This window comes from Streptosporangium sp. NPDC050284 (assembly GCF_044459525.1).
Lineage (GTDB): Bacteria > Actinomycetota > Actinomycetes > Streptosporangiales > Streptosporangiaceae > Streptosporangium.
In genome coordinates this window covers 426387-450103 of the sequence record NZ_JBITIZ010000003.1, presented here as the reverse complement: position 1 = coordinate 450103, position 23717 = coordinate 426387, and the positions used below count along the sequence as shown (strand labels likewise).

24 protein-coding genes, 1 tRNA gene and 1 pseudogene are annotated in these 23717 nt (G+C 69.0%); 17 read left to right on the top strand and 9 right to left on the bottom strand.

Annotated features, from left to right (window positions below; genetic code table 11):
• The first annotated feature begins 2 nt into the window (after nucleotides 1-2).
• From cysS to ACIBH4_RS09620, 4 genes are all read left to right on the top strand, one after another.
• Nucleotides 3-1400 carry a cysteine--tRNA ligase gene (gene cysS / locus ACIBH4_RS09635; protein WP_362503220.1) on the top strand — a complete coding sequence of 466 codons (1398 nt, stop codon included), beginning with the start codon at nucleotides 3-5 and terminating at the stop codon, nucleotides 1398-1400.
• A gap of 23 nt (nucleotides 1401-1423) precedes the next feature.
• Nucleotides 1424-2392 carry a 23S rRNA (guanosine(2251)-2'-O)-methyltransferase RlmB gene (gene rlmB, locus ACIBH4_RS09630; protein ID WP_350943169.1) on the top strand — a complete coding sequence of 323 codons (969 nt, stop codon included), beginning with the start codon at nucleotides 1424-1426 and terminating at the stop codon, nucleotides 2390-2392.
• Between the two features lie 72 nt (nucleotides 2393-2464).
• Nucleotides 2465-2537 (top strand) — tRNA-Thr (locus ACIBH4_RS09625).
• A 191-nt stretch (nucleotides 2538-2728) separates the two neighbouring features.
• Nucleotides 2729-3124, top strand: coding sequence for a VOC family protein (locus tag ACIBH4_RS09620; RefSeq protein ID WP_362503217.1), 396 nt, complete (start codon nucleotides 2729-2731; stop codon nucleotides 3122-3124).
• 134 nt (nucleotides 3125-3258) lie between these two features.
• Here ACIBH4_RS09620 and ACIBH4_RS09615 read toward each other — a convergent pair whose 3' ends face one another.
• From ACIBH4_RS09615 to ACIBH4_RS09585, 7 genes and pseudogenes are all read right to left on the bottom strand, one after another.
• Nucleotides 3259-3579 carry a hypothetical protein gene (locus ACIBH4_RS09615; protein ID WP_362503214.1) on the bottom strand — a complete coding sequence of 107 codons (321 nt, stop codon included), beginning with the start codon at nucleotides 3577-3579 and terminating at the stop codon, nucleotides 3259-3261.
• Between the two features lie 369 nt (nucleotides 3580-3948).
• Nucleotides 3949-4215 carry a hypothetical protein gene (locus ACIBH4_RS09610; protein WP_362503211.1) on the bottom strand — a complete coding sequence of 89 codons (267 nt, stop codon included), beginning with the start codon at nucleotides 4213-4215 and terminating at the stop codon, nucleotides 3949-3951.
• A gap of 331 nt (nucleotides 4216-4546) precedes the next feature.
• Nucleotides 4547-5173: a response regulator transcription factor gene (locus tag ACIBH4_RS09605; RefSeq protein WP_362762873.1), complete on the bottom strand. Its 627-nt coding sequence runs from the start codon at nucleotides 5171-5173 to the stop codon at nucleotides 4547-4549.
• Nucleotides 5174-5188: 15 nt separating this feature from the next.
• A complete protein-coding gene (locus ACIBH4_RS09600; protein ID WP_362503205.1) occupies nucleotides 5189-6511 on the bottom strand; it encodes a sensor histidine kinase in 1323 nt (440 codons plus the stop codon).
• Nucleotides 6508-7230, bottom strand: coding sequence for an ABC transporter permease (locus tag ACIBH4_RS09595; protein WP_362503202.1), 723 nt, complete (start codon nucleotides 7228-7230; stop codon nucleotides 6508-6510). The genes ACIBH4_RS09600 and ACIBH4_RS09595 overlap by 4 nt, the downstream gene beginning before the upstream one ends.
• Complete coding sequence (locus ACIBH4_RS09590) at nucleotides 7227-7943, bottom strand: ABC transporter ATP-binding protein (RefSeq protein ID WP_362503199.1); 717 nt, start codon at nucleotides 7941-7943, stop codon at nucleotides 7227-7229. The genes ACIBH4_RS09595 and ACIBH4_RS09590 overlap by 4 nt, the downstream gene beginning before the upstream one ends.
• 83 nt (nucleotides 7944-8026) lie before the next feature.
• Nucleotides 8027-8173, bottom strand: a pseudogene (locus ACIBH4_RS09585) (multicopper oxidase domain-containing protein); the annotation flags it as partial.
• Between the two features lie 307 nt (nucleotides 8174-8480).
• Here ACIBH4_RS09585 and ACIBH4_RS09580 point away from each other — a divergent pair.
• The 10 genes from ACIBH4_RS09580 to ACIBH4_RS09535 all read left to right on the top strand — a co-directional run bounded on the left by ACIBH4_RS09580 (nucleotide 8481) and on the right by ACIBH4_RS09535 (nucleotide 18134).
• Nucleotides 8481-9539 (top strand): hypothetical protein, encoded by a 1059-nt coding sequence (locus ACIBH4_RS09580; protein ID WP_362503196.1) that lies wholly within the window; start codon nucleotides 8481-8483, stop codon nucleotides 9537-9539.
• Nucleotides 9540-9698: 159 nt separating this feature from the next.
• The gene (locus ACIBH4_RS09575) at nucleotides 9699-11642 is read left to right on the top strand and encodes a glycosyltransferase family 2 protein (RefSeq protein ID WP_362503194.1); all 1944 of its coding nucleotides are present in this window, start codon (nucleotides 9699-9701) and stop codon (nucleotides 11640-11642) included.
• Nucleotides 11643-11711: 69 nt separating this feature from the next.
• Nucleotides 11712-12761, top strand: a complete 1050-nt coding sequence (locus ACIBH4_RS09570; RefSeq protein WP_362762876.1) for an energy-coupling factor ABC transporter permease — start codon at nucleotides 11712-11714, stop codon at nucleotides 12759-12761.
• On the top strand, nucleotides 12761-13525 hold the full coding sequence (gene cbiQ, locus ACIBH4_RS09565; RefSeq protein WP_362762879.1) for a cobalt ECF transporter T component CbiQ: 765 nt from the start codon (nucleotides 12761-12763) through the stop codon (nucleotides 13523-13525). The genes ACIBH4_RS09570 and cbiQ overlap by 1 nt, the downstream gene beginning before the upstream one ends.
• 20 nt (nucleotides 13526-13545) lie before the next feature.
• The gene (locus tag ACIBH4_RS09560; protein WP_362762882.1) at nucleotides 13546-14301 is read left to right on the top strand and encodes an ABC transporter ATP-binding protein; all 756 of its coding nucleotides are present in this window, start codon (nucleotides 13546-13548) and stop codon (nucleotides 14299-14301) included.
• A 121-nt stretch (nucleotides 14302-14422) separates the two neighbouring features.
• Nucleotides 14423-14761 (top strand): STAS domain-containing protein, encoded by a 339-nt coding sequence (locus tag ACIBH4_RS09555; protein ID WP_350943203.1) that lies wholly within the window; start codon nucleotides 14423-14425, stop codon nucleotides 14759-14761.
• 63 nt (nucleotides 14762-14824) lie between these two features.
• Entirely contained in the window at nucleotides 14825-15598 is a 774-nt protein-coding gene (locus ACIBH4_RS09550) for an SDR family NAD(P)-dependent oxidoreductase (protein WP_350943205.1), read from the top strand.
• Between the two features lie 10 nt (nucleotides 15599-15608).
• Complete coding sequence (locus ACIBH4_RS09545) at nucleotides 15609-16373, top strand: crotonase/enoyl-CoA hydratase family protein (RefSeq protein ID WP_362762885.1); 765 nt, start codon at nucleotides 15609-15611, stop codon at nucleotides 16371-16373.
• A 161-nt stretch (nucleotides 16374-16534) separates the two neighbouring features.
• Nucleotides 16535-17185 carry a rhomboid family intramembrane serine protease gene (locus ACIBH4_RS09540; protein ID WP_362503178.1) on the top strand — a complete coding sequence of 217 codons (651 nt, stop codon included), beginning with the start codon at nucleotides 16535-16537 and terminating at the stop codon, nucleotides 17183-17185.
• A gap of 544 nt (nucleotides 17186-17729) precedes the next feature.
• Nucleotides 17730-18134: a BlaI/MecI/CopY family transcriptional regulator gene (locus ACIBH4_RS09535; RefSeq protein ID WP_362503175.1), complete on the top strand. Its 405-nt coding sequence runs from the start codon at nucleotides 17730-17732 to the stop codon at nucleotides 18132-18134.
• A gap of 117 nt (nucleotides 18135-18251) precedes the next feature.
• On the opposite strand, the gene serC is transcribed toward ACIBH4_RS09535, so the two are convergent.
• On the bottom strand, nucleotides 18252-19361 hold the full coding sequence (serC, locus tag ACIBH4_RS09530; RefSeq protein ID WP_362503172.1) for a phosphoserine transaminase: 1110 nt from the start codon (nucleotides 19359-19361) through the stop codon (nucleotides 18252-18254).
• Nucleotides 19362-19609: 248 nt separating this feature from the next.
• Entirely contained in the window at nucleotides 19610-20716 is a 1107-nt protein-coding gene (locus ACIBH4_RS09525; protein WP_362503169.1) for a citrate synthase 2, read from the bottom strand.
• 169 nt (nucleotides 20717-20885) lie between these two features.
• On the opposite strand from ACIBH4_RS09525, the gene pdxH reads away from it, so the two are divergent.
• The 3 genes from pdxH to ACIBH4_RS09510 all read left to right on the top strand — a co-directional run bounded on the left by pdxH (nucleotide 20886) and on the right by ACIBH4_RS09510 (nucleotide 23707).
• A complete protein-coding gene (pdxH, locus tag ACIBH4_RS09520; RefSeq protein ID WP_362503166.1) occupies nucleotides 20886-21539 on the top strand; it encodes a pyridoxamine 5'-phosphate oxidase in 654 nt (217 codons plus the stop codon).
• 32 nt (nucleotides 21540-21571) lie between these two features.
• The gene (locus tag ACIBH4_RS09515) at nucleotides 21572-22843 is read left to right on the top strand and encodes an MFS transporter (protein ID WP_364231103.1); all 1272 of its coding nucleotides are present in this window, start codon (nucleotides 21572-21574) and stop codon (nucleotides 22841-22843) included.
• Nucleotides 22844-23002: 159 nt separating this feature from the next.
• Nucleotides 23003-23707 (top strand): metal-dependent transcriptional regulator, encoded by a 705-nt coding sequence (locus tag ACIBH4_RS09510; RefSeq protein WP_350943215.1) that lies wholly within the window; start codon nucleotides 23003-23005, stop codon nucleotides 23705-23707.
• Nucleotides 23708-23717 lie beyond the last annotated feature (10 nt).

Here is a 23717-nt window from a genome sequence, read left to right as displayed (position 1 = left end):
TCGTGAGCCTGCAGCTATACGACACCAGCGTACGCACCGTCCGCGAATTCGTCCCGGTAGAACCCGGCCGGGCCTCGATCTACCTGTGTGGTGCCACCGTGCAGGCTCCCCCGCACATCGGGCACATCCGCTCGGGCGTCAACTTCGACGTGCTCCGTCGCTGGATGATCAGGTCTGGGTACGAGGTGACCTTCTGCCGCAACGTCACCGACATCGACGACAAGATCATTAGGGTCGCCGCAGCCGAGAACGTGCCGTGGTTCGCCGTCGCCGAGCGTAACCAGAGGGCCTTCACCTGGGCCTACGAGGTGCTGGGTTGCCTGCCCCCGACCGTCGAGCCGCGTGCCACCGGTCACGTGCCCGAGATGATCGAGCTGATGGACCGGCTGATCGCCGCCGGTCACGCCTACGCCTCCGGCGGTGACGTCTACTTCGACGTCATGTCCTACGCCGACCGATACGGCTCGCTGTCCAACCAGAAGCTCCAGAACATGCGAGCCGCGGGCGACACCGAGACCGACTCCTGCAAGCGAGACCCGCGCGACTTCGCGCTCTGGAAGGGCGAGAAGCCGGGGGAGCCGACCTGGCCGACCCCGTGGGGCCGGGGCCGTCCCGGCTGGCACCTGGAGTGCTCCGCCATGGCGACCAAGTATCTCGGCGCCACCTTCGACATCCACGGCGGCGGCGTCGACCTGATCTTCCCGCACCACGAGAACGAGCTGACCCAGTCCCAGGCGGCGGGCGACGGCTTCGCCCGCTACTGGATGCACAACGGCATGCTCAAGATCGGCGCGGAGAAGATGAGCAAGTCGCTCGGCAACTCCCTGCTCGTCCCCGAGGTCACCAAGAAGGTTCGCCCGGTCGAGCTCCGTTACTACCTGGCGGCTCCGCACTACCGATCCTCGATCGAATACTCGGAGGAGGCGCTGTTCGAGGCCGCCTCGGCCTACCAGCGGATCGAGGGCTTCGTCACCCGCGCGGCCGAGGTCATCCACGACGTCGACGCGCACGCGCCGCTTCCCCAGGCGTTCTCCGACGCCCTCGACGACGATCTGGGCACCCCCCAGGCGCTCGCCGTGGTGCACGAGGTGGTCCGCGAGGGCAACGTCGCGCTGGCCCAGGGCAACAAGGAGCAGGTCGCCAGGCTGCTCGCCGAGACGCAGAACATGCTCGACGTCCTCGGCCTCGACCCGCGCTCGGAGCAGTGGCGCTCCTCGGGCGGCGAGACCGGCATGCGGGCGACCGTCGACGCGCTGGTCGCCGTCGCGCTGGAGCAGCGGCAGGCGGCGCGGGCGCGCAAGGACTTCTCGGCGGCCGACGGCATCCGTGACCAGCTTTCCCACGCGGGAATCCACGTCGAGGACACCCCTCAGGGCCCGCGCTGGGAACTCTCGCGGTGAAACCAGGCCGTACGCTATAGACCATGGCTGGTGGGGGTAAAGGGTCCGGGCGACCCGCGAAGAAGAAGAGTCCGACCAAGGGCACGGGCGGTAACGTCCGCCGAGGCTTGGAGGGCAGGGGAGCCACCCCGCCGGCGCACATGCGGCACTGGCACAAGGACAAGGCGCGCACCGAGCGGGTCGAGCGCGAGGAGAGGACCGGCAGGTCTCCCTCCCCGCGCACCCCGGTCCGCACCCGGCGTAGCGACGACGCGCCCGAGCACATCGGCGGGCGCAACCCCGTCGTGGAGGCGTTGCGGGCCGGAGTCCCGGCCAGCACGCTCTATGTGGCCCTGCGCATCGACAACGACGACCGCGTCAAGGAATCGGTCCGCATCGCCGCCACCCGGGGCATCGCGATGCTGGAGGTCGGCAGGGAGAAGCTCGACCGCCTCACCGAGGGGGGGATCCATCAGGGCATCGCCCTGCAGATCCCCCCGTACGACTACGCCCACCCCGACGACCTGGTCCGCATCGCCCAGGAAGGTGCGGAGGTCCCGCTGATCGTCGCTCTCGACAGCGTCACCGACCCCCGCAACCTGGGCGCCATCGCCCGCTCGGCCACCGCCTTCGGCGCCCACGGTCTGGTCATCCCCTCCCGCCGCTCGGCCGGGGTCACCGGCGGGGCCTGGAAGACCTCGGCCGGCACGCTGGCCACCCTGCCGGTCGCCCGCGCCGCCAACCTCACCGCCACCCTGCGGGAGTACCGCGAGGCGGGCCTGTTCGTGATCGGCCTGGACGGCGAGGGCACGGTCGACATCGGCGAGGCCAACCTCCTCGACGGCCCGCTGGTCGTCGTGGTGGGCTCCGAGGGCAAGGGCCTGTCCCGACTGGTCCGCGAGGCGTGTGACCTGGTCGTCCGCATCCCGATGCGGGCCGCCGCCGAGTCCCTCAACGCCGGCGTAGCCGCGGGTATCGCCCTCTACGAGGTCGCCCGCCACCGCCGTTCCTAACGGTTCGCAATCGGCGGGGCATACCTCGGTGACGTACGGGGAGCGAGCCGACTACACTCGACTGGCGACCGTGCCGACGTAGCTCAATCGGCAGAGCAACAGTCTTGTAAACTGTAGGTCAGGGGTTCGATTCCCCTCGTCGGCTCGCAGTAAAGGGCCAGGTCAACCGGCATACGGTGACCTGGCCCTTTGATCGTTAAGCGGACTTTTTGCCTTTTCGTGCCACCCGCGTGCCCCTGGTCTTCTTCGTGGACGTCTTGCGTGCGACTTTGAGTGCCTTGCCCAGGGCCTCCGCGATGGCCTTGTCGCGGTCCTGGCTTGTGGCAAAATCGCGGGATGCTGCAACTCACCGATTTCATCATCGACTGCCCGGACACGATGAAGCTGGCAGCCTTCTACTCTGAGGTGACGGGCCGCCCGATCAAGGAAGACAGCGACGAGAACTGGGCCGGCATCAAGTTCGGCGAGGTCGAGCTGGCCTTCATCCGGGTGGACGACTACCGCGCTCCGCAGTGGCCCGACAGCGAGCACCCCAAGCAGTTCCACCTCGACTTCGAAGTGGACGAGATCGAGTCCGAGCAGCGCCGCGTCCTCGACCTCGGCGCGACGCTGCGGCAGGACTTCATCGGCCCCAACGGCTATGGCTGGCGGGTCTACACCGACCCGATCGGCCACCCCTTCTGCCTGTGCCGCAACAAGGGCGTCGTCTGGACCGACCAGGGCCTGGTCTGACCCTGGCCATGGGGCAGCCATCACAGCCGTACAGATCGCGATCGCGCTGTGGCTGATCACCGAGCGGTTGACGGTGATCGAACGTCCGCCCGGTCGATGTCGGTGGTGACCTTCCACCGTTCAGGGGTGATCGGCTACGTGGACGACGTCCGGTGGTCGCTCGTGTGCCGGGCGGACATCCCGGTCGGTGGGGTCTCCTCCTGGTCGAAGGTGATCACGATGTCTCTGCCGTTGGCGTAGCTGACCACGGGCCGTTGGAGCATGTCACCCGCGTGGCGGGCGACCCTCTGCCACAACTCCACCATCTCCGGGGTGTCGGCGGTTATCCTGAACCGCCCGTTGGCGACGAGGTTCTGAACGACCAGGGAAGCAAAGTTCGCCTCGGCCCGGGCACTCTCCTCTGAGTCGAGAGGGGTACGCCGGGGCGCGAGGTGCGGACCGGGAGGGTGAATCATCGAATACCTCCAGCGTGGCCGCCGATGACGGCCGCGAGACCGTAGGCGATCACGTCGGGGGCCGCGACCCGGGGACGGGCTTGGTCGCCACGCTCATCGCGACGCCCACCAGGACCCCGACGAGCACCGCCAGGCCGGCGTCGGCAGGGTTCGTCCCTCGGCTCACGGTCTCACCTTAAAGCGCGAGGCGTGGAACGCGTCGCGCGATCGCCACCGGACTTCTTCATGGCCACCTCGAACGTCCGTGATGCCCCTGTCGCAGCGCGGGCCGGCGTGCTGGTAGATCGGCCCGAGTGGAGGAACGCCACCGGACGGCGGCGAGAATCGGGCCGCCGTGCATCGCCCCCAGTCGGCCCGCCGTACAGAGCTCTACGGCTGTCCGTGGTGGAAGATGCAGGTCATCTGTGTGATGGAGTCCGCGTACACGCTCTCCGACACGTGACTGAGCGTCCACCCCTCACGTTCGATCCCCTCGATCAGATCGGCCGCCTCAGGGCTTGTGGAAGCCCCGGAACCGCTGTAGTCGATCCGAAGGCGGGACACGAAGACCTTGCGTCCTTCCGCGTGCGCCTGCCGAGCCTGCTCGATGGTCTCGGTGATTTCCTGTCCCTTGTCCTTGGATTTAAAGAAGCTCATGATCGTCCGACTCCTTCATGAGAGCTGCCACAGCGGGGTCACCAAGGAATGCAACGACCTCGTGTCCGAGTGGGTTCCGCCGGAGGGCGACGATCAGGCCTCAGGCTTGGGAGTGATCACTTGGGAGCGAAGGTGGTGCCGATTCTCCTCAAAGGCCGGTTACGCGGTCATGGGGCGGGTGTTCGGTAGCGTGCCGGGTGGCGATCGGTCGGTGAGTGTTGGAGCTGGGATGGAGATCGGCCAGACGGGTCCTCGGACCGGGCAGCGCATGACCCGATGGCTCCTCGAGGCCGGCCTTCGGTCGCGAAACCTCGGAGTCGGGAATCGACGCTCACTCTGAAACGGCCGGTTTGAGCAGGCCGGTCTCGTAGGCCGCCGCGACCGCGGCCGCCCGGTCGTTGACGCCGAGCTTGGCGAAGATGTGCAGCAGATGCGTCTTCACCGTCGCCTCGGTGATGAACAGTTTCGCGGCCACCTCGCGGTTGGTCGCGCCACGGGTGATGAGGCCGAGCACCTCGATCTCCCTGCGGCTCAGCACCCGTTGCTTCGGCGTGCGCACCCTGTGCGCCAGCACGCCGGCCACCGAGGGGGACAGCACCGTCTCGCCGCGGGCCGCCGCCCGTACGGCATCACGCAGCTCGGCGCGCGGGGTGTCCTTGAGCAGGTAGCCGGTGGCGCCCTGCTCGATCGCGGGCAGGACGTCGGCGTCGTCGTCGAAGGTGGTCAGGACCAGCACGTGGATGCCGGGCGTCTGTTCACGCAACCGGCGGATGATCTCGGCGCCGCTCATCTTCGGCATGCGCAGGTCCATGAGCACGACATCGGGGTTCGTCCGCAGCGCGACGGCGAGGGCCTCCGGCCCGTCGGCCGCCTCGCCGACGACCTCGAAGGCGTCGTCGCCGGTGAAGATTCCGCGCAGCCCGTCGCGGACGACGGGGTGGTCATCGACGATGATCATACGAATCGGCATGTCTCAGACCGCGTTTCCGTGGTTTCGGTGGTTTCTGCGGTGGCCGAACGAGCCGGGGCCCGTGTCTGCGTCCGTGTTTGCATCCGCGCCGGCGTCTGTGTCCGCGTCCGTGTCGGCGGGAGGAATGGCGGGGACGGTCGCCGAGATGCCCGTTCCCTGGCCGGGGGCCGTCTCGATCACGAACTCGCCGGCCAGCCGGGTGACTCGCTGGCGCATCGCGATGAGGCCGAAACCGCTCGCGGTCGAGGTGTCCGCCGCCCCGGGGGTGAAGCCGCATCCGTCGTCGCGCACGTCCAGCACCACGACATCCTCCATGTACGACAGGGTGAGTCCGACCCGGGTGGCCGAGGCAGCGTGTTGCGAAACGTTGGCCAGCGCCTCCTGCGCCACCCGCAGCAAGGTGGTCTCCACCTCCGCGTGCAGCGGCCGGGGGTCTCCGGTGACCGACACGGAGGCGGGTTTGCCGGTGGTTCGTGACCATTTGGTAGTGACATCGTGAAGGGCGGTGGCGAGCTGGGCCTCGTCCAGCGGTGCCGGACGCAACCCCTGGACCGATCGCCGTGCCTCGTTCAGGCTCTCCCTGGCCAGGGTGCGTGCCGTGTGCAGGCGCGCGCGAACGGCCGGTATGTCGTCGAGCACGTCGTCGGCGGCTTCGAGCTGGGTGAGGATGCCGGTCAGGCCCTGCGCGATGGTGTCGTGGATCTCCCTGGCCATCCGCTGCCGCTCCCCGAGCACGCCGGCCTCACGAGCGCTGGTCAGGAGCCGGGCCTGCAGGTCCGCGTTCTCCTCCGCGAGCGCGGCGAGCGCGGCGCCGGTCTTCCTCAACTGGAGGATCATCGCTTTGCGCTGGTCGTTCTGGTCGGAGACGATCCGGGTCAGCAGGCCGATCGCGGAGGCGACCAGCGTCGCGACGAGGAAGGCGTAGAGCATCTCGGCCGGGGAGCGTCCGGGGCGAGGGGTGACGGTGACCAGCACGCCGGCCGTCGCGGCCACACCCGCGTACGCCCACCGGCCGGGCAGCAGGGCGAAGGCCTGGATGAACGCCCCCACGCCTGTCACCGTGAACATCGTGTCGATTCCGATCAACGTCCCGATGGCACCGAGCGTCACGGCGAAGTGGACGGCCATCGCGATCGGCCGTTCGGTCCAGGCGGGGTGCGAGGTCACCATGAACCAGTGCCAGGCTCCGGCGAGCACCGCGAGTGCCAGCACCTCCGGCCTCCAGTCCCGCAGCAGGGAGAAGACCGTCGGAAGCAGGAGAAACACGTATGGCAGGGCGAGCCGGGCGCGATCCCAGCGTGAGGTGTCGAGGTCGGTGCCGGTCACCACCGGAAGGCCCTGACGGCGATGCCGCCGATGACGAGGGCCGTCGCCACCATGAGCCCCAGGGTGACCGGGGCGATCGCATCGCCCTCCCACGCGGCGCGGATCGCCTCGACCACGGGGGCCATGGGGGTGAGGTCGCCGATGGCGCGCATCGAGCCGGACATGGTCTCGCGGGGGATCATGGCACCGGAGAGGAATACCATCGGGAAGAACACGCTCAGCCCGATCACGGTCGCGGCGCGGCCGTTCGGGACGAGAGCGCCGATGAAGAGGCCGATGGCGCCAAGGCTCAGTGCGCCGAGTGTCCACGCCAGAAGAAAGCCCATGGCGTCGGCCGGCACCGACAGTCCGAGGGCGGCCAGTCCGATGGCGATCAACAACACCGTCCCGATCGCGGCCAGCAGCGTGTGAGCGGCCCACTGTGCCCCGACCAGCATCGCGGGCGAGGCGGGGGTGGCACGCAGCCGCTTCAGGACGCGGCGTTCCCTGTACTGCGCCAGCGTGGCAGGGAGGACGACCAGCCCGGCCAGGCCGATAACGAAGACGCTCAGCATCGGCACCGTGGCGTCGATGACCGGCAGCCCGCCGGGAAGGGTCTTGCCGGTACGCGTCTTGACCCACAACATGATGGCCGGGAAGGCGAGGGCGAAGAACCCCGACATCGGATCACGCACGATCAGTTTGAGTTCGACCGCGATGACTCGTGTGATGCCTTTCACGTCGTTTCCCCTCCGGTCAGAGCGAAGTACGCGTCCTCCAGTGAATCGGAGCGTCCCTTCGCGATCAGTTCGCGTGGGCCGCCCTCGGCGACGACGCGGCCCCGGTCGATGATCGCGATGCGGTCGCACAGGGCCTCGGCCTCGTCCATGAAATGGGTGACGAGAACGACGGTGACCCCGCGCTCGCGCATGTCGCGGATCAGGCCCCAGGTCGTACGGCGGGCGGAGGGGTCCAGGCCCGTGGTCAGCTCGTCGAGGAAGACGACTTCCGGGTTGCCGACCAGGGCCAGCGCGATGAACAGCCGCTGTTTCCAGCCGCCGGACAGGCCCGCGAAGCGGGTGCTCCTCCTGTCCGCCAGCCCCCACTCGTCCATGAGCTTCCGCCAGTCGGCGGGCTTGTCGTAGAAGGAGGCGTACATCCGCAGCGCCTCGCCGACCTTGATCGCGTCGGGCAGGGCGGCCTCCTGCAGCTGGACGCCGACGCGTTGCAGCAGCGCGCGCCGGTCGCGATCCGGGTCCAGCCCCAGTACGCGCAGGGTGCCGCCGTCCCGCCGCCGCAGCCCCGACGCGCACTCCACGGTCGTGCTCTTCCCCGCTCCGTTGGGACCGGCTATTCCGAAGATCTCGCCGTGCTCCACCTTCAGGGAGACACCGTCCACCGCCTTGCCGCCCCCATAGCTCTTTTGCAGGCCGTCGATCTCGATGACTGTCATGTTCCGAGAATCATCGGTGGGCGGCACCTTCGGAATCCACCGGACGGTTGATGGGGGCGCCCCTTTCGATCCCCGCGACCTGATCATTCCGGCTGGTCGGGGGTCCTGTGGCCGATCTCGTAGGAGGTGGAGACCCCCTCGTAGGTCATGCCGTCGGCCGCGTGGCCGAGGTCGTGGCAGTGGTCCACCCAAACCTCCGGATTGTCGGCGAGGAATTCGATCTCGTAGGTTTCGCCAGGTCGGCGTCGGCGGCGGGGTGTGTCCCTCGGCTCACGGTCTCACCTTGAAACGCGACCCTGAAACGCGTCGCGCGATGGCCGGGGTGCCCGTGGGCACGAGAAAGACACGTCCTCCCGGAGCCTGCGCTATCTGTGGTCAAACGACTACTATTCTCAAAAAGGATCTTGATGTGCCCTTTGGGTGCGGGGGGTTCGGGGGCCCGGCGGTGCTCGTGGGCGCGATGACGGTAAGTGCGGTGGCGGGCATGGCCGCCCGAGCGGACTCCGGTGGCGTTCCACGACGGTAGGGGGATGTGCGGTGGCCGGAAGACTTCAGTGCGTGATCGTCGCGTTTCTCCTGGCGGGCGACATGGCGTCGGCGATGGGTTCCGTGGCTTCCGGGACGTCCGGCTCGGCCCCGGACTTCTCGCTGACGGTGAGCCCGGCACGCCTGGTGGTCGGGCCGGAGGAGATCGGCAAGCCCCAGTCGTTCCATGTGGCCAACAAGGGGCGGTCGCCGGTCGAGGTGGTCGTCGACAGGGCGAGCTTCGCGGTGGACCGAACCGGCAGGATGGTCTTCGAGCGTGACACCCCCCGCTCCGCCGCCGGTTGGCTCAGGGTCACGCCGGCGGCCTTCCGTCTCGCCCCCGGGGCGGAGCGGAGCGTCACCGTACGGATCGATCCCCCGCCCAGGCCCGAGCACGGCGGGCACCAGGTGGCCCTGCTCTTTGCTGTTCCTGCTGATTCCGGCGGGAAGGACATCAAACTCGACCGGGTGATCGGAACGCCCATCTATCTCACGGTTCCAGGGCCGATCGACACGTCCGTGCGGCTCGGCGACCTCGCCACCTCCGGCGGCCTCGCGACGGGTGGTCCTGTCGACTTCACCGTCACCGTCGACAATGTCGGGACCGTCCACCGCGATTTCTTCGCCCCCCGGGGCCTGAAGGTCGCCGTGAACGGGTACGACGTGCCGTTCCCGGACTTCACCCTGCCTCGCGGGGCCAGCAGGACCGTCACCGCGAGGTGGGCGAATCCGCCGTTCATGTGCGTCTGCCGCGCGACGGTGTCGATCTCGGGTATCGGCTGGACCTCCACTCAAAGCACCGTGCTGATCATCCTTCCGCTCCGTCTCCTCGGGGTGCTGTTCGTGGTGGCGGTGGCCCTGTATGTCCTCGCCTGGCTGCCGCGTCGTCGGGTCCGAGCGTGGGTGTCCGCGGCGGTTCGAGCTTCGCGCGGTCGTGACGACCATGCCCGGGAGGACGACGACGATTCAGGCCCGGGAGATGACGACCTCGCCGGGGACGGCCGTGAGGACCCTGCCGGGGTCGGTCGCGAGAATTCCGCAGGGGCGGCGTCGAGGTCCAGTGAGGTCTAGCGGCGGCACAAGGTGCACGAAAAGGGTGTTTCGCTCCCCAGGGGTCTGCAGCGCCGGCAGATCGGGAGGGCAACCCTGGGGATTCGCTCCGTACGGACGGCCCTCCATCACATACTGAGACGCTAGATAAGCGGAGAGTGACCGACGAGGGGCGCGGCGGTGACAGTAACGATCCTCCAGCGAGTCCGCACGGGGCGGGGTGGCTGTGACATCACGGGTATGGAGCGGGGCGGCCATGACATCACGAGCGAGGAGGCGCTCCGGTCCGACATCGACGTCACCGTGATCGTTCCCCTTCACAACTGCGGTCCCTATCTCGACAGATGCCTGACCTCGCTGCTGATCCAGCGCGTCGCCCTGGAGGTGGTGGTCGTCGACGACGGTTCCACCGACGGGGGTGTCGCGCTGCTCGACCTCTACGCCTCCTGCCACCGCGGTGTGATCCGCGTCGTCAGACAGGAGGCGTCGGGCGGCGCCGGGCGCCCGCGCAACGTCGGGCTCTCCCATGCGCGCGGCAGATACGTCTTCTTCTGCGACGCGGACGACTACCTCGGCCCTCAGGCGCTGGAGCGGATGCTCGCGATGGCCGACCGCAACGGTTCCGACATCGTGCTCGGGAAGATCGTCGGGCATGACCGCAAGGTGCCGATCTCGATGTTCAAGGAGAACGCCGAACGGGTGCCGCTCGGCGACAGCGCGGTCTACAACAGCCTGAGCTGCTTCAAGCTCTTCCGCAGGGAGATGCTGGAGCGGCACGCCATCCGTTTCGACGAGACGCTCCTGGTGGGGGAGGACGTCGTCTTCACCACCCACGCCTACTGTCACGCGGAGGTGATCTCGGTGGTCGCCGACTACGACTGCTACCACCTGGTCGCCCGGCCGGACGGCACCAGCATCATGCAGCGGCAGGGGAGCCGCGATCCGGTCTCCTGGCTGCGGATGATCAAACGGCCGGTCGAGCTGATGCTCGCCCACGTGCGCCCGGGAGATCTCCGTGACCACCTTCTACGGCGTCACTTCCGTATGGACGCCTTCGGCAACCTCGGCAGGCCCTTCCTGGACGCCGGGGAGGTCGCGCGCAAGGAGATCGTCGCCGAGGTGGCCGACATGTGCGAGCGGTGGCTGACCGACGGGGTCCGTGAGCGGCTCCCGGCGATCGACCGGAGCCGGATCGCCGCCCTGCAGGACATCGACCGCCTGGTGCGGCTGGCGCACATCGAGTCGGCCTCGGTCCGCCGGGAGCTCACCGCCCTGCGCTGGGAGCGGGAACGGGAGGGGCGGCTGGCGATCTCGGGCAAGGTGGCGCTGAGCACGTTGGAGCGCTACGGCTGCCCGGAGATCACCGGCGGGGATCTCGCCCTGGTGCTGCGGCGCCGGCACACGGGAGCCGGCCCCTGTGACGAGGTCGTGGTCCCGGTGACCGGTGACTGCGCGGGGTTCACCGGGACTGTCGACGTCACCACCCTGTCCTCCGGCATCTGGGACGTCCACGTGAGCGTCGTCTTCGAGGGCGTGCCCCGGCTCGCACGTCTGGGCACCGAAGGGGAGGGGCCGATCGCGCCGCCCGCGCCTCGCGTGGTGGGCGATGTCGTCGCCGTCGTCGCCCTTCCGTACTTCACCCACCCGTACGGCAACCTCAGCCTCGACATCGGCGGGCACGTGGTCTCGGTGCCGGGGAGCGTGAGGCTGGTGCGCGCCCGCTGGGCCGCCGGGCACCGGCTGGTGCTCGACGGTGAGGTCAGCGTGGGCGCGGAGGCCCCGGCGGCGGACGCGGTGCGCTTTCTGGTCTGGCGGGAGCGGGAGTCGAGCCGGGAGCGGCGCGAGCCGGTCACGGTCGGCGAGGGCGGTATGTTCACGGCCTCCCAGGCGATGGGGCGACTGGGGCCCGGCACCTGGGACGCCTACCTGGAGCTCGCCCTGGGTGGGCCGCCCGCGCGCTTCAGGATCGAGGCGGTGCCCGAGGTGATCGAGCATCCGCGCACGTGGTGGCGTGGCGCGGTCAGGTGGAGTGTCAGGCCCTACGCCACGGCGGGGAAGGGCAGGCTCAGCACGGTGGTCCGGACCCTCGGCCCCAGAACTTTCATCAGACGTATCGTGCGTTAATGCCACCTTCTTGCAACTACAAGCTCATGGCCTAAAGTTAGGGGCAAATCCGCATTTCGGAGGCTTGTAGTGCACGTACCCGATGGCTTTTTCAACGCCGCCGTCTCGGTGTCGGCGGGGGCGGTGGCCGCCGCCGGTGTGGCCGTATGCCTGCGCGGCGCCCGTCGCGAGCTCGACGACCGCACCGCTCCGATGGCCGGGCTGGTCGCCGCCTTCGTCTTCGCGGTCCAGATGCTCAACTTCCCGGTCGCCGCGGGCACCAGCGGGCACCTTCTCGGCGGTGCGCTGGCCGCGATACTCGTCGGCCCCTACACAGCGGTGTTGTGCGTGGCCGTCGTCCTCCTGGTGCAGGCGTTCTTCTTCGCGGACGGCGGACTGACCGCGCTGGGCGTCAACATCACCCTGATGGGCCTCGTCGCCGTGCTGGTCGGGTGGGGCGTCTTCCTCCTGATCACCCGGAGCGTTCGGAACAGGGGCGTCGTGGTGGTGGCCTCGTTCGTCGCGGCGCTGCTCTCGGTGCCCGCCTCGGCGCTCGCGTTCACCCTGCTGTTCTGGATCGGCGGCACCGCGCCCATCGAGATCGGCACGGTCGCCGCGGCGATGGGCGGCGTGCACCTGCTCATCGGCGTGGGGGAGGGCCTGATCACCGCGGTCACCGTCAGCACCGTGCTCGCGATCCGGCCCGACCTGGTCTACGGCGCCCGCGGGATCGTCGCGCCGCTCGTTCTGCGTGGCGCGGACGGCGACGTGATCGTCACCTCGGAGACCCGGAAGGCGCCTGTCGCCGCCCGCCGTCCCGGCTGGTTCCTGCCCGCGGGAATCGCGGTGGCGGCGCTGTTGGCGGGCGTCGTCAGCTTCTACGCCTCCTCCTCGCCCGACGGCCTGGAGTGGGTCGCCGAGGACAAGGGCTTCAGCGACCAGGCGACCGACCACTCGCTGGGTGAGCAGCCGCTCGCCGACTACGGGGACGTGGGCGGCATCCCGGTGGGCGTGGCGGGAGTGATCGGCGTCGGGGTGACGCTCGCCGTCGGCGGCGGGGTGTTCTACGCTGTGCGCCGCCGGGGTGACCACGGTGACGGCACCGGCTCCGACGACAGCGACAAGAAGGTGTCCGCCTAGTGGGATCGGGCCACCACCACCAGCTCCACCGGCCGGGTGACACGCTCGTGCACCGGCTGCCGCCCCAGTGCAAGCTGGCGGCGGTGGCCGGGTTCGCCCTGGTGGTGGTCGCCACTCCGCGCGAGTGGTTCTGGGCCTTCGGGCTGTACGCCGCGCTCCTGGCCGTCGTGGCGGCCCTCGCCCGGATCCCGGTGGGGTTCGTGCTGCGGCGGATGGTGGTCGAGGTCCCGTTCGTGGTGTTCGCGCTGGCCATCCCGTTCATCGGGTTCGGCGAGAGGGTGACCTTCATGGGACTCTCGCTCAGCGTCGCCGGCCTGTGGGCCGCCTGGAACATCCTGGCCAAGGCGACCCTGGGCGTGGTCGCGAGCGTGCTGCTCGCGGCCACCACCGAGCCGCGGCTGATACTGCTTGGCGCCCAGCGCCTGAGGCTGCCGCCGCTGCTGGTGCAGATCGCGATGTTCATGCTCCGCTACATGGACGTGATCCTGGACGAGATGCGCCGGATGCGGGTGGCGAGGGAGTCGCGCGGGTTCGTGGCCAGGGACGTGCGGCACATCCCGGTGATCGCCAGGTCGGCGGGGGCGCTGTTCATCCGCTCGTACGAGCGGGGCGAGCGGGTGCACCTCGCGATGCTCAGCCGGGGCTACACCGGTGCGATGCCGGTGATCCAGGACCTCTCCGCCGCCTCGCGGCAGTGGCTCGTCGCCGGTATGTTGCCGGGTGCGGCACTCGCCGTGTTACTCGGGAGCTGGGGGTTCGTTTGACAGTGCCGTCCTCGCGGCCCGTGCCGGCCTCGTCCCCGCCGCCCGCGCCGCTCTCGCTTGAGGTGAGCCGCCTGGCGTACGCGTACCCGGACGGCACGCAGGCGTTGTTCGGCGTGGACCTTCGGGTGGAGCGCGGTGAGCGGGTCGCGCTGCTCGGGCCGAACGGCGCGGGCAAGACCACGCTGGTGATGCACCTCAACGGCATCCTGACCGCCGGGCACGGCACGGTGGCCGTGGCGGGACTGCCGGTCGCCAAGGAGTCGCTCAGGGAGATCCGCAGGCGGGTCGGGCTCGTCTTCCAGGACCCCGACGACCAGCTCTTCATGCCGACCGTCCGCGAGGACGTGGCCTTCGGTCCGGCGAACATGGGCGTCGCGGGCGAGGAGCTGGAGCGGAGGGTCAAGGACGCGCTGGAGCGCGTGGGCATGCTGGAGACGATCGACAGGCCACCGCACCACCTGTCCTTCGGCCAGCGCCGCCGGGTTGCGGTGGCGACGGTGCTGGCGATGGAGCCGGAGATCCTGGTGCTCGACGAGCCCTCCTCCAACCTGGATCCGGCCTCCCGGCGCGAGCTGGCCGAGATCCTGCGAGGGCTCGACGTGACCGTCCTGATGGTCACCCACGACCTGCCGTACGCGCTGGAGTTGTGCGAACGCTCGCTCATCCTCTCCGGGGGCGTGATCGCCGCGGACGGGCCGACCCGCGAGATCCTCGCCGACGCGAGCCTCCTCGCCGCCCACCGGCTCGAACTGCCGTACGGTTTCGCCGCCCCCTGACTCCGACGCCTTCGGCTCCGGGGCTCGTGTCACATCAACTTCCTGTGAACAATCGCGCATGACCTCGCGTGGAGTGAGGGCGAAGTAAAGTGGATCTGCCCTTCGGGCGCGAGGAGGACTGATGAAGCTACGGCTGGCTCGCCGCGCCGTCGGTGACGCCGTGGTGGTGGCTGTCGAGGGCGAGCTCGACCTGTTCACCGCTCCCTTCCTGCGAGACGAGGTCCGCGACGCGATCAAGCTGGATGGCGCGCGGCTCGTCCTCGATCTCACCGCCTTGTCCTTCATGGACTCCAGCGGCCTGTCCGTGCTGATCGAGGCATGGCGGCTGGCCACGGGCGAGGGCGGCGGGGTCTGTTTGGCGGCACCTCAGCCTCCGGTGGCCCGGATCCTCCGCACGACGGGCCTCGACCGGCGGATCAAGGTCTATCCCGACGTGAGCAGCGCCGTTGGGGAGATCTAGCGTCGGCGAGTTTTACCCTACCCCGAGTAGAACTTCATTCGGTCTGCGCGTTAAGGTCCGCACATGGACGTGAACGGAGCAGCAGCAATCATCTCGGGCGGTGCCAGCGGTCTCGGCGAGGCCACGGCCCGCGACCTCGCCGCGCAGGGTGCCCTCGTCGTCATCGCCGACCTCAACGAGGAGCGCGGCAAGTCACTGGCCGACGAACTCGGTGGCGTCTTCGTCAAGACCGACGTGTCGGACGAGAACCAGGTGCAGGCGGCTGTGGACGCGGCCGTGGCGACCGGCAGGCCGCTGCGTGTCGTGGTGAACAGCGCGGGCATCGGCTGGGCGAGCCGGACCGTGGGCCGTGACGGCTCGCCCCACGACCTGGCTTCGTACCGCAAGGTCATCGAGGTCAACCTGATCGGCACCTTCAACCTCATGCGCATCGGCGCCGCCGCGATCGCGAAGACCGAGCCGGTCGACGCGGACGGCCAGCGCGGCGTAGTGATCAACACCGCCTCGGTGGCGGCGCTGGAGGGACAGATCGGCCAGGTCGCCTACTCGGCGTCCAAGGGGGGCATCGTCGGTATGACCGTCCCTGCCGCGCGTGACCTCGCCGCGATCGGCGTGCGCGTCAACACCGTCTGCCCCGGCATCATCGACACCCCGATCTACGGTTTCTCGCCCAACGCCGATGAGTTCAAGGCCAAGCTCGTGGCCCCGGTGGTCTTCCCCAAGCGCATGGGGCTCGCCTCCGAGTTCGCGCACCTGGTCCGCTCGTTGATCGAGAACGACTACATGAACGCCGAGACGATCCGTTTCGACGGTGGTATCCGCTTCCAGCCCAAGTAGGAGTCATCCGGTGTCTGACGAGGTTCTGGTCGAAGTCGACGGCGGCGTGGCCGTCATCACGATCAACCGCCCCAAAGCCAGGAACGCGGTCAACGGCGCCGTGGCTCGGGGCCTCGCGGCCGCGATGGACGAGCTGGAGGAACGAAAGGACGTGGCGGCCTACGTCCTCACCGGCGCGGGCGGAACGTTCTGCTCGGGCATGGACCTGAAGGGGTTCCTGACCGGGGACTTCCCGGTCCTGGAGGGCAGGGGGTTCGGCGGTATCGCCGAGGCGCCGCCGAAGAAGCCGCTCATCGCCGCCGTCGAGGGCTACGCCCTGGCCGGAGGCTGCGAGCTCGCGCTGGCCTGCGACATCATCATCGCCTCCGAGGAGGCGAAGTTCGGGCTCCCCGAACCCAAGCGAGGCCTGGTCGCGGCGGCGGGCGGCGTGATGCGGCTGCCGCGGCGCATCCCGTACCACATCGCGATGGAGATCGCCCTGACCGGCGACCACTTTCCCGCCTCCCGGCTGTACGAGCTCGGCCTGGTCAACCACGTCACGCCCGTAGGCGAGGCCCTGGCCACGGCCGTCGAGCTCGCGAGGAGGATCGCCGCCAACGCCCCGCTGGCGCTCGCCGCGACCAAGCGCGTGATCGTGGAGTCGGCGGACTGGAGCCGTGACGAGATGTTCGCGAAGCAGGGAGAGATCATCAACCCGGTGTTCGCGTCCAAGGACGCGATGGAGGGAGCGGCGGCCTTCGCCGAGAAGCGCGCTCCCCGGTGGAAGGGCGAGTAGCGCAGGGGGCGGCGGGAATCGAAGGGAAACCGTGTGCCGGGCGCGATCCGAGGGGTCGCGCCCGGCGCATTCACGGCCAGGAGTGCGTACGGTAAAGGTGTGGACAGGTGTGGCGAGGGCACTTGACATTCACGCCGACGCTCCAAAGGCCAGGAGAGTGCATGAACGACCACGCGACCGGAACGACCCCCACCGGCCGATCCTCCGGCGATCTTCTGAAGCGCAGGGCGGGAGATCTGGCCGCGGGCGCGCTGGGCGCCGCGATCGTCAACGTCCTCCTGGTCGGTGTCATGTGGGTGGTCGAGATCGCCGACTACGTCCTGCCGGGGGAGTTCGACGTTTACGGCATCCGGGCCTGGAATCCCGACAGTCTGGGCGGCATCTTCCTCGCCCCCTTTCTGCACGCCGGATTCGGCCACCTGATGGCCAACTCGCTTCCCCTGCTGATTCTCGGGTTCCTCGCCGCGCTGCGCGGGATCGCCCGTTTCCTGGGGGCCAGCCTGATCATCGTGCTGGTCAGCGGGCTTGGTGTCTGGTTCACCAGCTCGCCGTATGCGGTCACGGTCGGTGCGAGCGGCCTGGTCTTCGGGTACTTCGGTCTTGTCGTCGCCCGAGGGCTGTTCGACCGCCGGGCCCTCGACATCGTGATCGGTGTCGGTGTGGCGATCGCCTACTACTCGATCATCTGGGGCGTGCTTCCCGGTGAGGACGGCATTTCCTGGCAGGGGCACCTGTTCGGGCTGATCGGCGGCATCATCGCGGCCTGGGTGATGCGCCGCAGGCGCCCCAGGGCCGTCACTCCGGCCTACTGAGAGACACAGACCTTTCAAAGGCGCGCCGCGTCCGGCTTCGGGAGCCTCCCCGGAAAGTCACCTCAGGAAAGCCGCACCTCCGTCTACCGAACCTCCAGGTATCGGGCCTGTCTCGGAGACGGGTTGTTCGACCGACTTTCGAGGGCTTTACCGAGGAAGGGTGCTGTACGGGGCTGTGGGCGCTATGTGGCGCTTGGTAGCGCCTTGGGGGTCTCATGGACCGGGCGGGGTGGTTCGTGGCCTCCGGGGGCGAATAAAGCCGCTCCGGGGGTCGTCCGTCGGCGGGGCGATGACTGTCCGGGGACGCGGCCGGCATCCGGGATGGCCGGACCCGGTGGCGGCGAGTTCTTTTCGGCCGCATTCCCGGGGAGTTTTTTCCGTGAACGCGCAACAGAAGATTCTGCTGTAATTCATCAGCTATGGAAGCATCGGTTGATTTAAGTGACAATGTGACAAAATTTCATGTGTGAACCTGCCTGGCCGCGTGCCCGTACATGTTCCAGGGCCATCACAGCCGGGCGCGACCCTCGAAAGGTGGCCGCGGGTGAACCTGGGATCCCTGGAACGCGCGATCATGGACGTGCTGTGGGGCTGCAAGCAGCCGATGCTGGTTCGCCAGGTGCAGGACATGCTGAACCAGAATGCCGAACGGAGCCTGGCCTACACCACGGTGCAGACCGTCGCCGAGCGCCTCGTCAGGAAGGGCCTCCTGGAAAGGGCGCCCGTGCGCAACGCCTTTCGCTACACCGCGAGCCGCTCACGGGACGAACACGTGGCGGGGCTGATGCTCGCGGCACTGGCGAACAGTCCCGATCGGGCTCCCGTACTCTCGCGGTTCGCGGAGGGGGTGGATCCGGACGACGCCCTGCGCCTGCTGCACGAGCTGGCGCGGCTCGCGGGCGAGCGGGCGCACGCCTCGGCGGGCGGGACCCCGAGCGCGCTGCCCTAGGCTCCCGCCCCGGGAGCCGGTGATCCGGCTTCCGGGGCGGGAGAAGGGGAGCGAGTCCTCGCGGACCGTCCTCGCCGGGCCGACGAGGACGGATGCCCGACCTCGGTGAAGCGGGGACTACAGGCGCTCGACGACGTAGTCGACGCAGGTGGTCAGGGCCTCGACGTCGTCGGGGTCGATGGAGGGGAACATCGCGACGCGCAGCTGGTTGCGGCCGAGCTTGCGGTAGGGCTCGGTGTCGACGATGCCGTTGGCCCGCAGGACCTTCGCGATCGCGGAGGCGTCGACGTCGTCGGAGAAGTCGATCGTGCCCACCACGTTGGAGCGGAACTCGGGAGCTGCGAACGGGGTGGTGTAGGAGGTCTTCTCCGCCCAGGTGTACAGGCGCCGGGCCGAGTCGGCCGTGCGGGCGGTCGTCCAGGCGAGGCCGCCGTTGCCGTTCATCCACTCGATCTGCTCGGCGAGCAGGAAGAGGGTGGCGACCGACGGGGTGTTGTACGTCTGGTCCTTGGAGGAGTTGTCGATCGCCACCGGGAGGCTGAAGAACTCGGGGACGTAGCGCCCGCTGGAGGCGATCTCGTCGACCCTGGCCAGCGCGGCCGGGGACATCAGGGCGATCCAGAGGCCGCCGTCGGAGGCGAAGCTCTTCTGCGGCGCGAAGTAGTAGACGTCGAACTCGCTCGCCTCGACGGGCAGGCCGCCGGCGCCGGAGGTGGCGTCGACCAGCACGAGCGAGCCCTCCTCACCCACGCGCCTGATCGGCATCGCGACGCCGGTCGAGGTCTCGTTGTGGGTGAGCGCGTAGACGTCGACGCCCTCCTCCAGGCGGGCCTCGGGGTGAGTGCCGACCTCCGACTTGATCACGGTCGGGTCGCCCAGCCACGGGGCCTTGGCCGCCACGGAGGCGAACTTCGAGGAGAACTCACCGAAGTGCAGGTGCTGGGACCTGTCACGGATCAGTCCGAAGGCGGCGATGTCCCAGAACGCGGTGGTGCCGCCGTTGCCCAGGACGACCTCGTACCCCGCAGGGAGGGAGAACAGCTCGGAAAGCCCCGCGCGAACGCGCCCGACCAGCGCCTTGACGGGCTTCTGCCGGTGAGAGGTGCCCAGGAGACTGGACCCGGAGGCCGCGAGAGCCGAGAGTTGCTCGGGGCGCACCTTCGAGGGCCCGCAGCCGAAACGGCCGTCGGCGGGCTTGATGTCAGAGGGAATCACGATGTCAGCCACCTGACCAGCCTACTGAGCCCGGGGATCGATCCAGGACGTGGTCCGGATTTCGAGACGAGCCGTTGAAGGGTTTTGGGCAGGGCGGGACGATCACGCGGGGTGCCGCGGGTTCTTCGGGGTTCCGGGGCGCTCGACACGTCCGGTGAGCTCCGGGGGGCGCAGCCGTGTGCCGTGGGTTCTTCGGGGACCCGGGACCGGCAACGGCTGCCGCGCGAGACGTCGCGCGACAGCCGTACAGGAGGGGGACTTCAGAAGGGGTGGATGACCTCGGCGGCTCCGGGGACGTCCTGGACCGAGCGCTGGGACGGACCCACGTAGTCGGCGCTGGGGCGGACGAGCCTGCCCGTGCGCTTCTGTTCCAGGATGTGGGCGGCCCAGCCCGCGGTGCGTGCGCAGGTGAACATCGAGGTGAACATCGAGGAGGGGACCTTGGCGAAGTCCAGGATGACCGCCGCCCAGTACTCGACGTTGGTGGCGAGCACCCGGTCGGGCTTGCGGGCGTGCAGTTCTTCCAGCGCGGCCTTCTCCAGCGCCGCGGCGACCTCGTAACGCGGCGCGTCGAGTTCCTTGGCGGTGCGGCGGAGCACGCGTGCCCGGGGGTCCTCGGCACGGTAGACGCGATGACCGAAGCCCATGAGGCGCTGCCCCTTGTCGAGCTCCGACTGGACGTACTTCCTGGCGTCGCCGAGCTGCTCGACGCCCTCGATCATGTGCAGCACGCGCGCGGGCGCACCGCCGTGGAGCGGTCCGGACATGGCGCCGACCGCACCGCTCAGCGCCGCGGCGACGTCGGCTCCGGTGGAGGCGATCACCCTGGCGGTGAAGGTGGAGGCGTTCATGCCGTGCTCGGCGGCGGACGTCCAGTAGGCGTCGATGGCCTTGACGTGCTTGGGGTCGGGCTCACCCTGCCAGCGGATCATGAACCGCTCGACGATGCTTTCCCCCTTGTCGACCTCGCTCTGGGGAACCATCGGCTTCCCCAGGCCGCGCGAGGACTGCGCGACGAAGCTCAGGGCGTTCACGCTGGCGCGGGCCAGGTCGGCACGGGCCTGTTCGTCGTCGATGTCGTGCAGCGGCTTGAAACCGTACGCGGGGGCCAGCATGGCCAGCGCGCTCTGCACGTCGACGCGGATGTCACCGGAGTGGACAGGAATGGGGAAGGGCTCCGCCGGGGCCAGGCCCGGCTGGAACTTGTTGTCGACAAGCAGGCCCCACACGTGTCCGAAAGAGACGCGACCGACCAACTCTTCGATGTCGACGCCCCGGTAGCGAAGGGCGCCCCCTTCTTTGTCCGGTTCCGCGATCTCCGTCTCGAAAGCCACCACGCCTTCGAGCCCGGGTTTGAAGTCGGACATTCTCGGCTGCCTCCCTTTCTTGAAGTCAAAGCCTTGATGTCGAGATACCGGCGGGTCATATTCAACCCCCTGGGCCGAGGCGGTGTGCCGCCGGACCCGCCGGAACGCGATCGCCCCAGGTGGGGGGCGCCGCGCGGGCTTCCTGCTCGGCACGGGAGAATACCTTCCCGTGGATGCCACATCGCGACCGCCTTCGATGGCGGGCCTTCGCCGCACGTACCAGGGGCTGCCCCTGATCGAGGCAGATCTCGCCCCCGACCCCTTCTCCCAGTTCGCCCTGTGGTTCGGCGACGCCGTGGACGCCGGGCTTCCCGAGCCGAACGCGACCGTGCTCGCGACCGCCTCGGCGGGTGGGCGGCCGACGGCGAGGACGGTTCTGCTCAAGGGCTACGACGAGAACGGGTTCGTCTTCTACACCAACTACGAGTCGCGCAAGGGCCGGGACATGGCGGAGAACCCGCGTGCCGCCCTGCTGTTCCCCTGGCACTCCATCCGTCGCCAGGTGCGGGTGGAGGGGTCGGTGGTACGGCTGCCGCGCGAGGAGTCGGCCACCTATTTCAGGTCCCGGCCCTACGGGTCGCGGATCGGCGCGTGGGCGTCGAGGCAGTCGGCGGTCGTGCACTCCAGGGACGAGCTGGACGCCCGTTACGAGGAGTTGGCGGAGCGCTGGCCCGAGGATCCGCCCGTCCCTGATTTCTGGGGCGGGCTGCGCGTGGTGCCGTCCGAGGTGGAGTTCTGGCAAGGTCGCACCGACCGCATGCATGACCGCCTCCGTTACCGGCGCTCCGGCGCCACCTGGGTCGTCGAACGTCTGGCCCCCTGAACACCCTCCCCGCTTTGTGCTGATATATCCATGTGTGTCGGTTGAGGGGTGTTGGGGTGGGTTTCGGGAACTTCGTTGGTAGGCATGCGGCTGATACGCGCCCGCTCGCCATACCCGCCTACCGGAGGCTCTGGGCCGGTCAGGGTGTGTCGTTCATCGGCTTCCAGCTCACCTCGGTGGCCGTCAGCGCCCAGATCTACGACATCACGAAGTCGTCCTTCTGGGTCGGCATGCTCGGTCCGGCCAACCTGATCCCCCTGATCGTCTTCGGACTCTGGGGAGGCGCGATCGCCGACGCGGTCGACCGGCGCAGACTCCTCATCGTCGGCGCGCTGATCGCCTGGTCGGGGACGCTCGCGCTCCTCGTCCAGGCGGCACTGGGCTCGACGAGCGTCGGCCTGCTGCTGGCCACCGTGGCCGTGCACGCCACCGGATTCGCCATCACCGGGCCGACCAGAGGCGCGATCATCCCCAGGCTGGTCCCCGTCGACCTGATCCCCGCGGCCAACACCCTCAACTTCCTGGCGGGCGGCCTCGGCACGGTCATCGGGCCACTGCTCGGCGGGGCGGTGCTCGCGCGAAGCGGCTTCGCCGCCGCCTACCTGATCGACGCGCTGCTGTTCGGCGCCGGTTTCTACGCCGCGCTGAGGCTGCCGAAACTCGAACCGATCGGAGAGGTGACCCGCCCGGGTCTGCGGTCGGTCGTGGACGGTCTGCGCTACATCTCCGGGCATCCGGTCGTGCTGATGTCGTTCGTCGTCGACCTCATCGCCATGGCGTTCGCGCTGCCCAGGGCGCTGTTCCCGGAGATCGTGGACGAGCGGTTCGGCGGCTCTCTGATCGCGTTCGGCTGGCTGTCGGCCAGTATCGCGATCGGCTCGGTGCTCGGTGGCCTGCTGTCGGGCTGGGTGGGCCGGGTCCAGCGCCAGGGACTGGCGCTCACGTACGTGATCGCCGCGTGGGGGCTCACCGTCGCCGCGGCAGGGCTCGCCGACCAGTTGTGGTTGATGGTCGCCCTGCTCGCGTTCGGCGGGGCCGCCGACCTGGTCTCCGCGGTGTGGCGGCAGACGATCCTGCAGACCCACGCACCCGACGACATGCGCGGGAGGATGCAGGGGGTGTTCTTGGTGGTGGTCGCGGGAGGTCCCCGGCTGGGCGATCTGCGGGCCGGCGGCACCGCCTCGTGGTTCGGCGCCACGTGGGCCTGGGTGGGCGGCGGGATCGCCTGCGCGGTGGCCGTGCTCGCGGTGGGGCTGGCCGTCCCGGCCTTCAGAAAATATCGTCCGCTCGCGCGCAGCGTTTGAGCAGCTAGGGAAGGATTTGGCGTCCTCGGGCGTTGCCCTTCTTTGTCATCGTGGGCTGTTCTCCCAATAGGGTCGTCTTCTCAGACTTCCGAGGTCCCGCGCCGCCCTCCCGGGAACACCGCGCGATGGACGTAGCATCGAGAGAGGACGGGAGGAACCTTGACCGCACACGGCCTGATCGACACGACGGAGATGTACCTTCGTACGATCTTCGAGCTGGAGGAGGAGGGCATCGTCCCCCTACGCGCGCGTATCGCCGAGCGTCTCCAGCAGAGCGGTCCCACCGTCAGCCAGACGGTCGCCCGGATGGAGCGCGACGGCCTGGTTCGCGTCGAGGGCGACCGCCATCTGACCATGACCGATCTGGGACGCACCCTCGCGACCCGTGTCATGCGCAAACACCGCCTCGCGGAATGCCTGCTCACCCAGGTGATCGGTCTGCCCTGGGAAGAGGTGCACATCGAGGCGTGCCGCTGGGAGCACGTCATGTCCGAATCCGTGGAGGCCAGGCTGATCAGTCTGCTCAACAATCCCACGGAGGACCCGCACGGCAATCCGATCCCGGGCCTTGAGGAGCTCGGTGTCGTCGGCCATCCCGGGGGGAGGCTGGAGTCGCTGCCGTCGATGGCCGCGATGGCCGGACCCAGAGATATACCCGTTGTCGTGCGGCGAATTAGCGAACAAGTGCAAAGCGATCCGGCTGTGATGCTTAAACTCAAGCAAGTTGGGATACAACCCGGACGCGAGGTGACGCTCGCGGCGAGCGACGACGGTGTGCGGGTGACAGGTGACGACGAGGCGGACAATTTTCTTGCGGATCTCCCGCGAGAGATTGCCGCGCACGTTTTCGTCTCCACACGCTGACCGAGGCCCC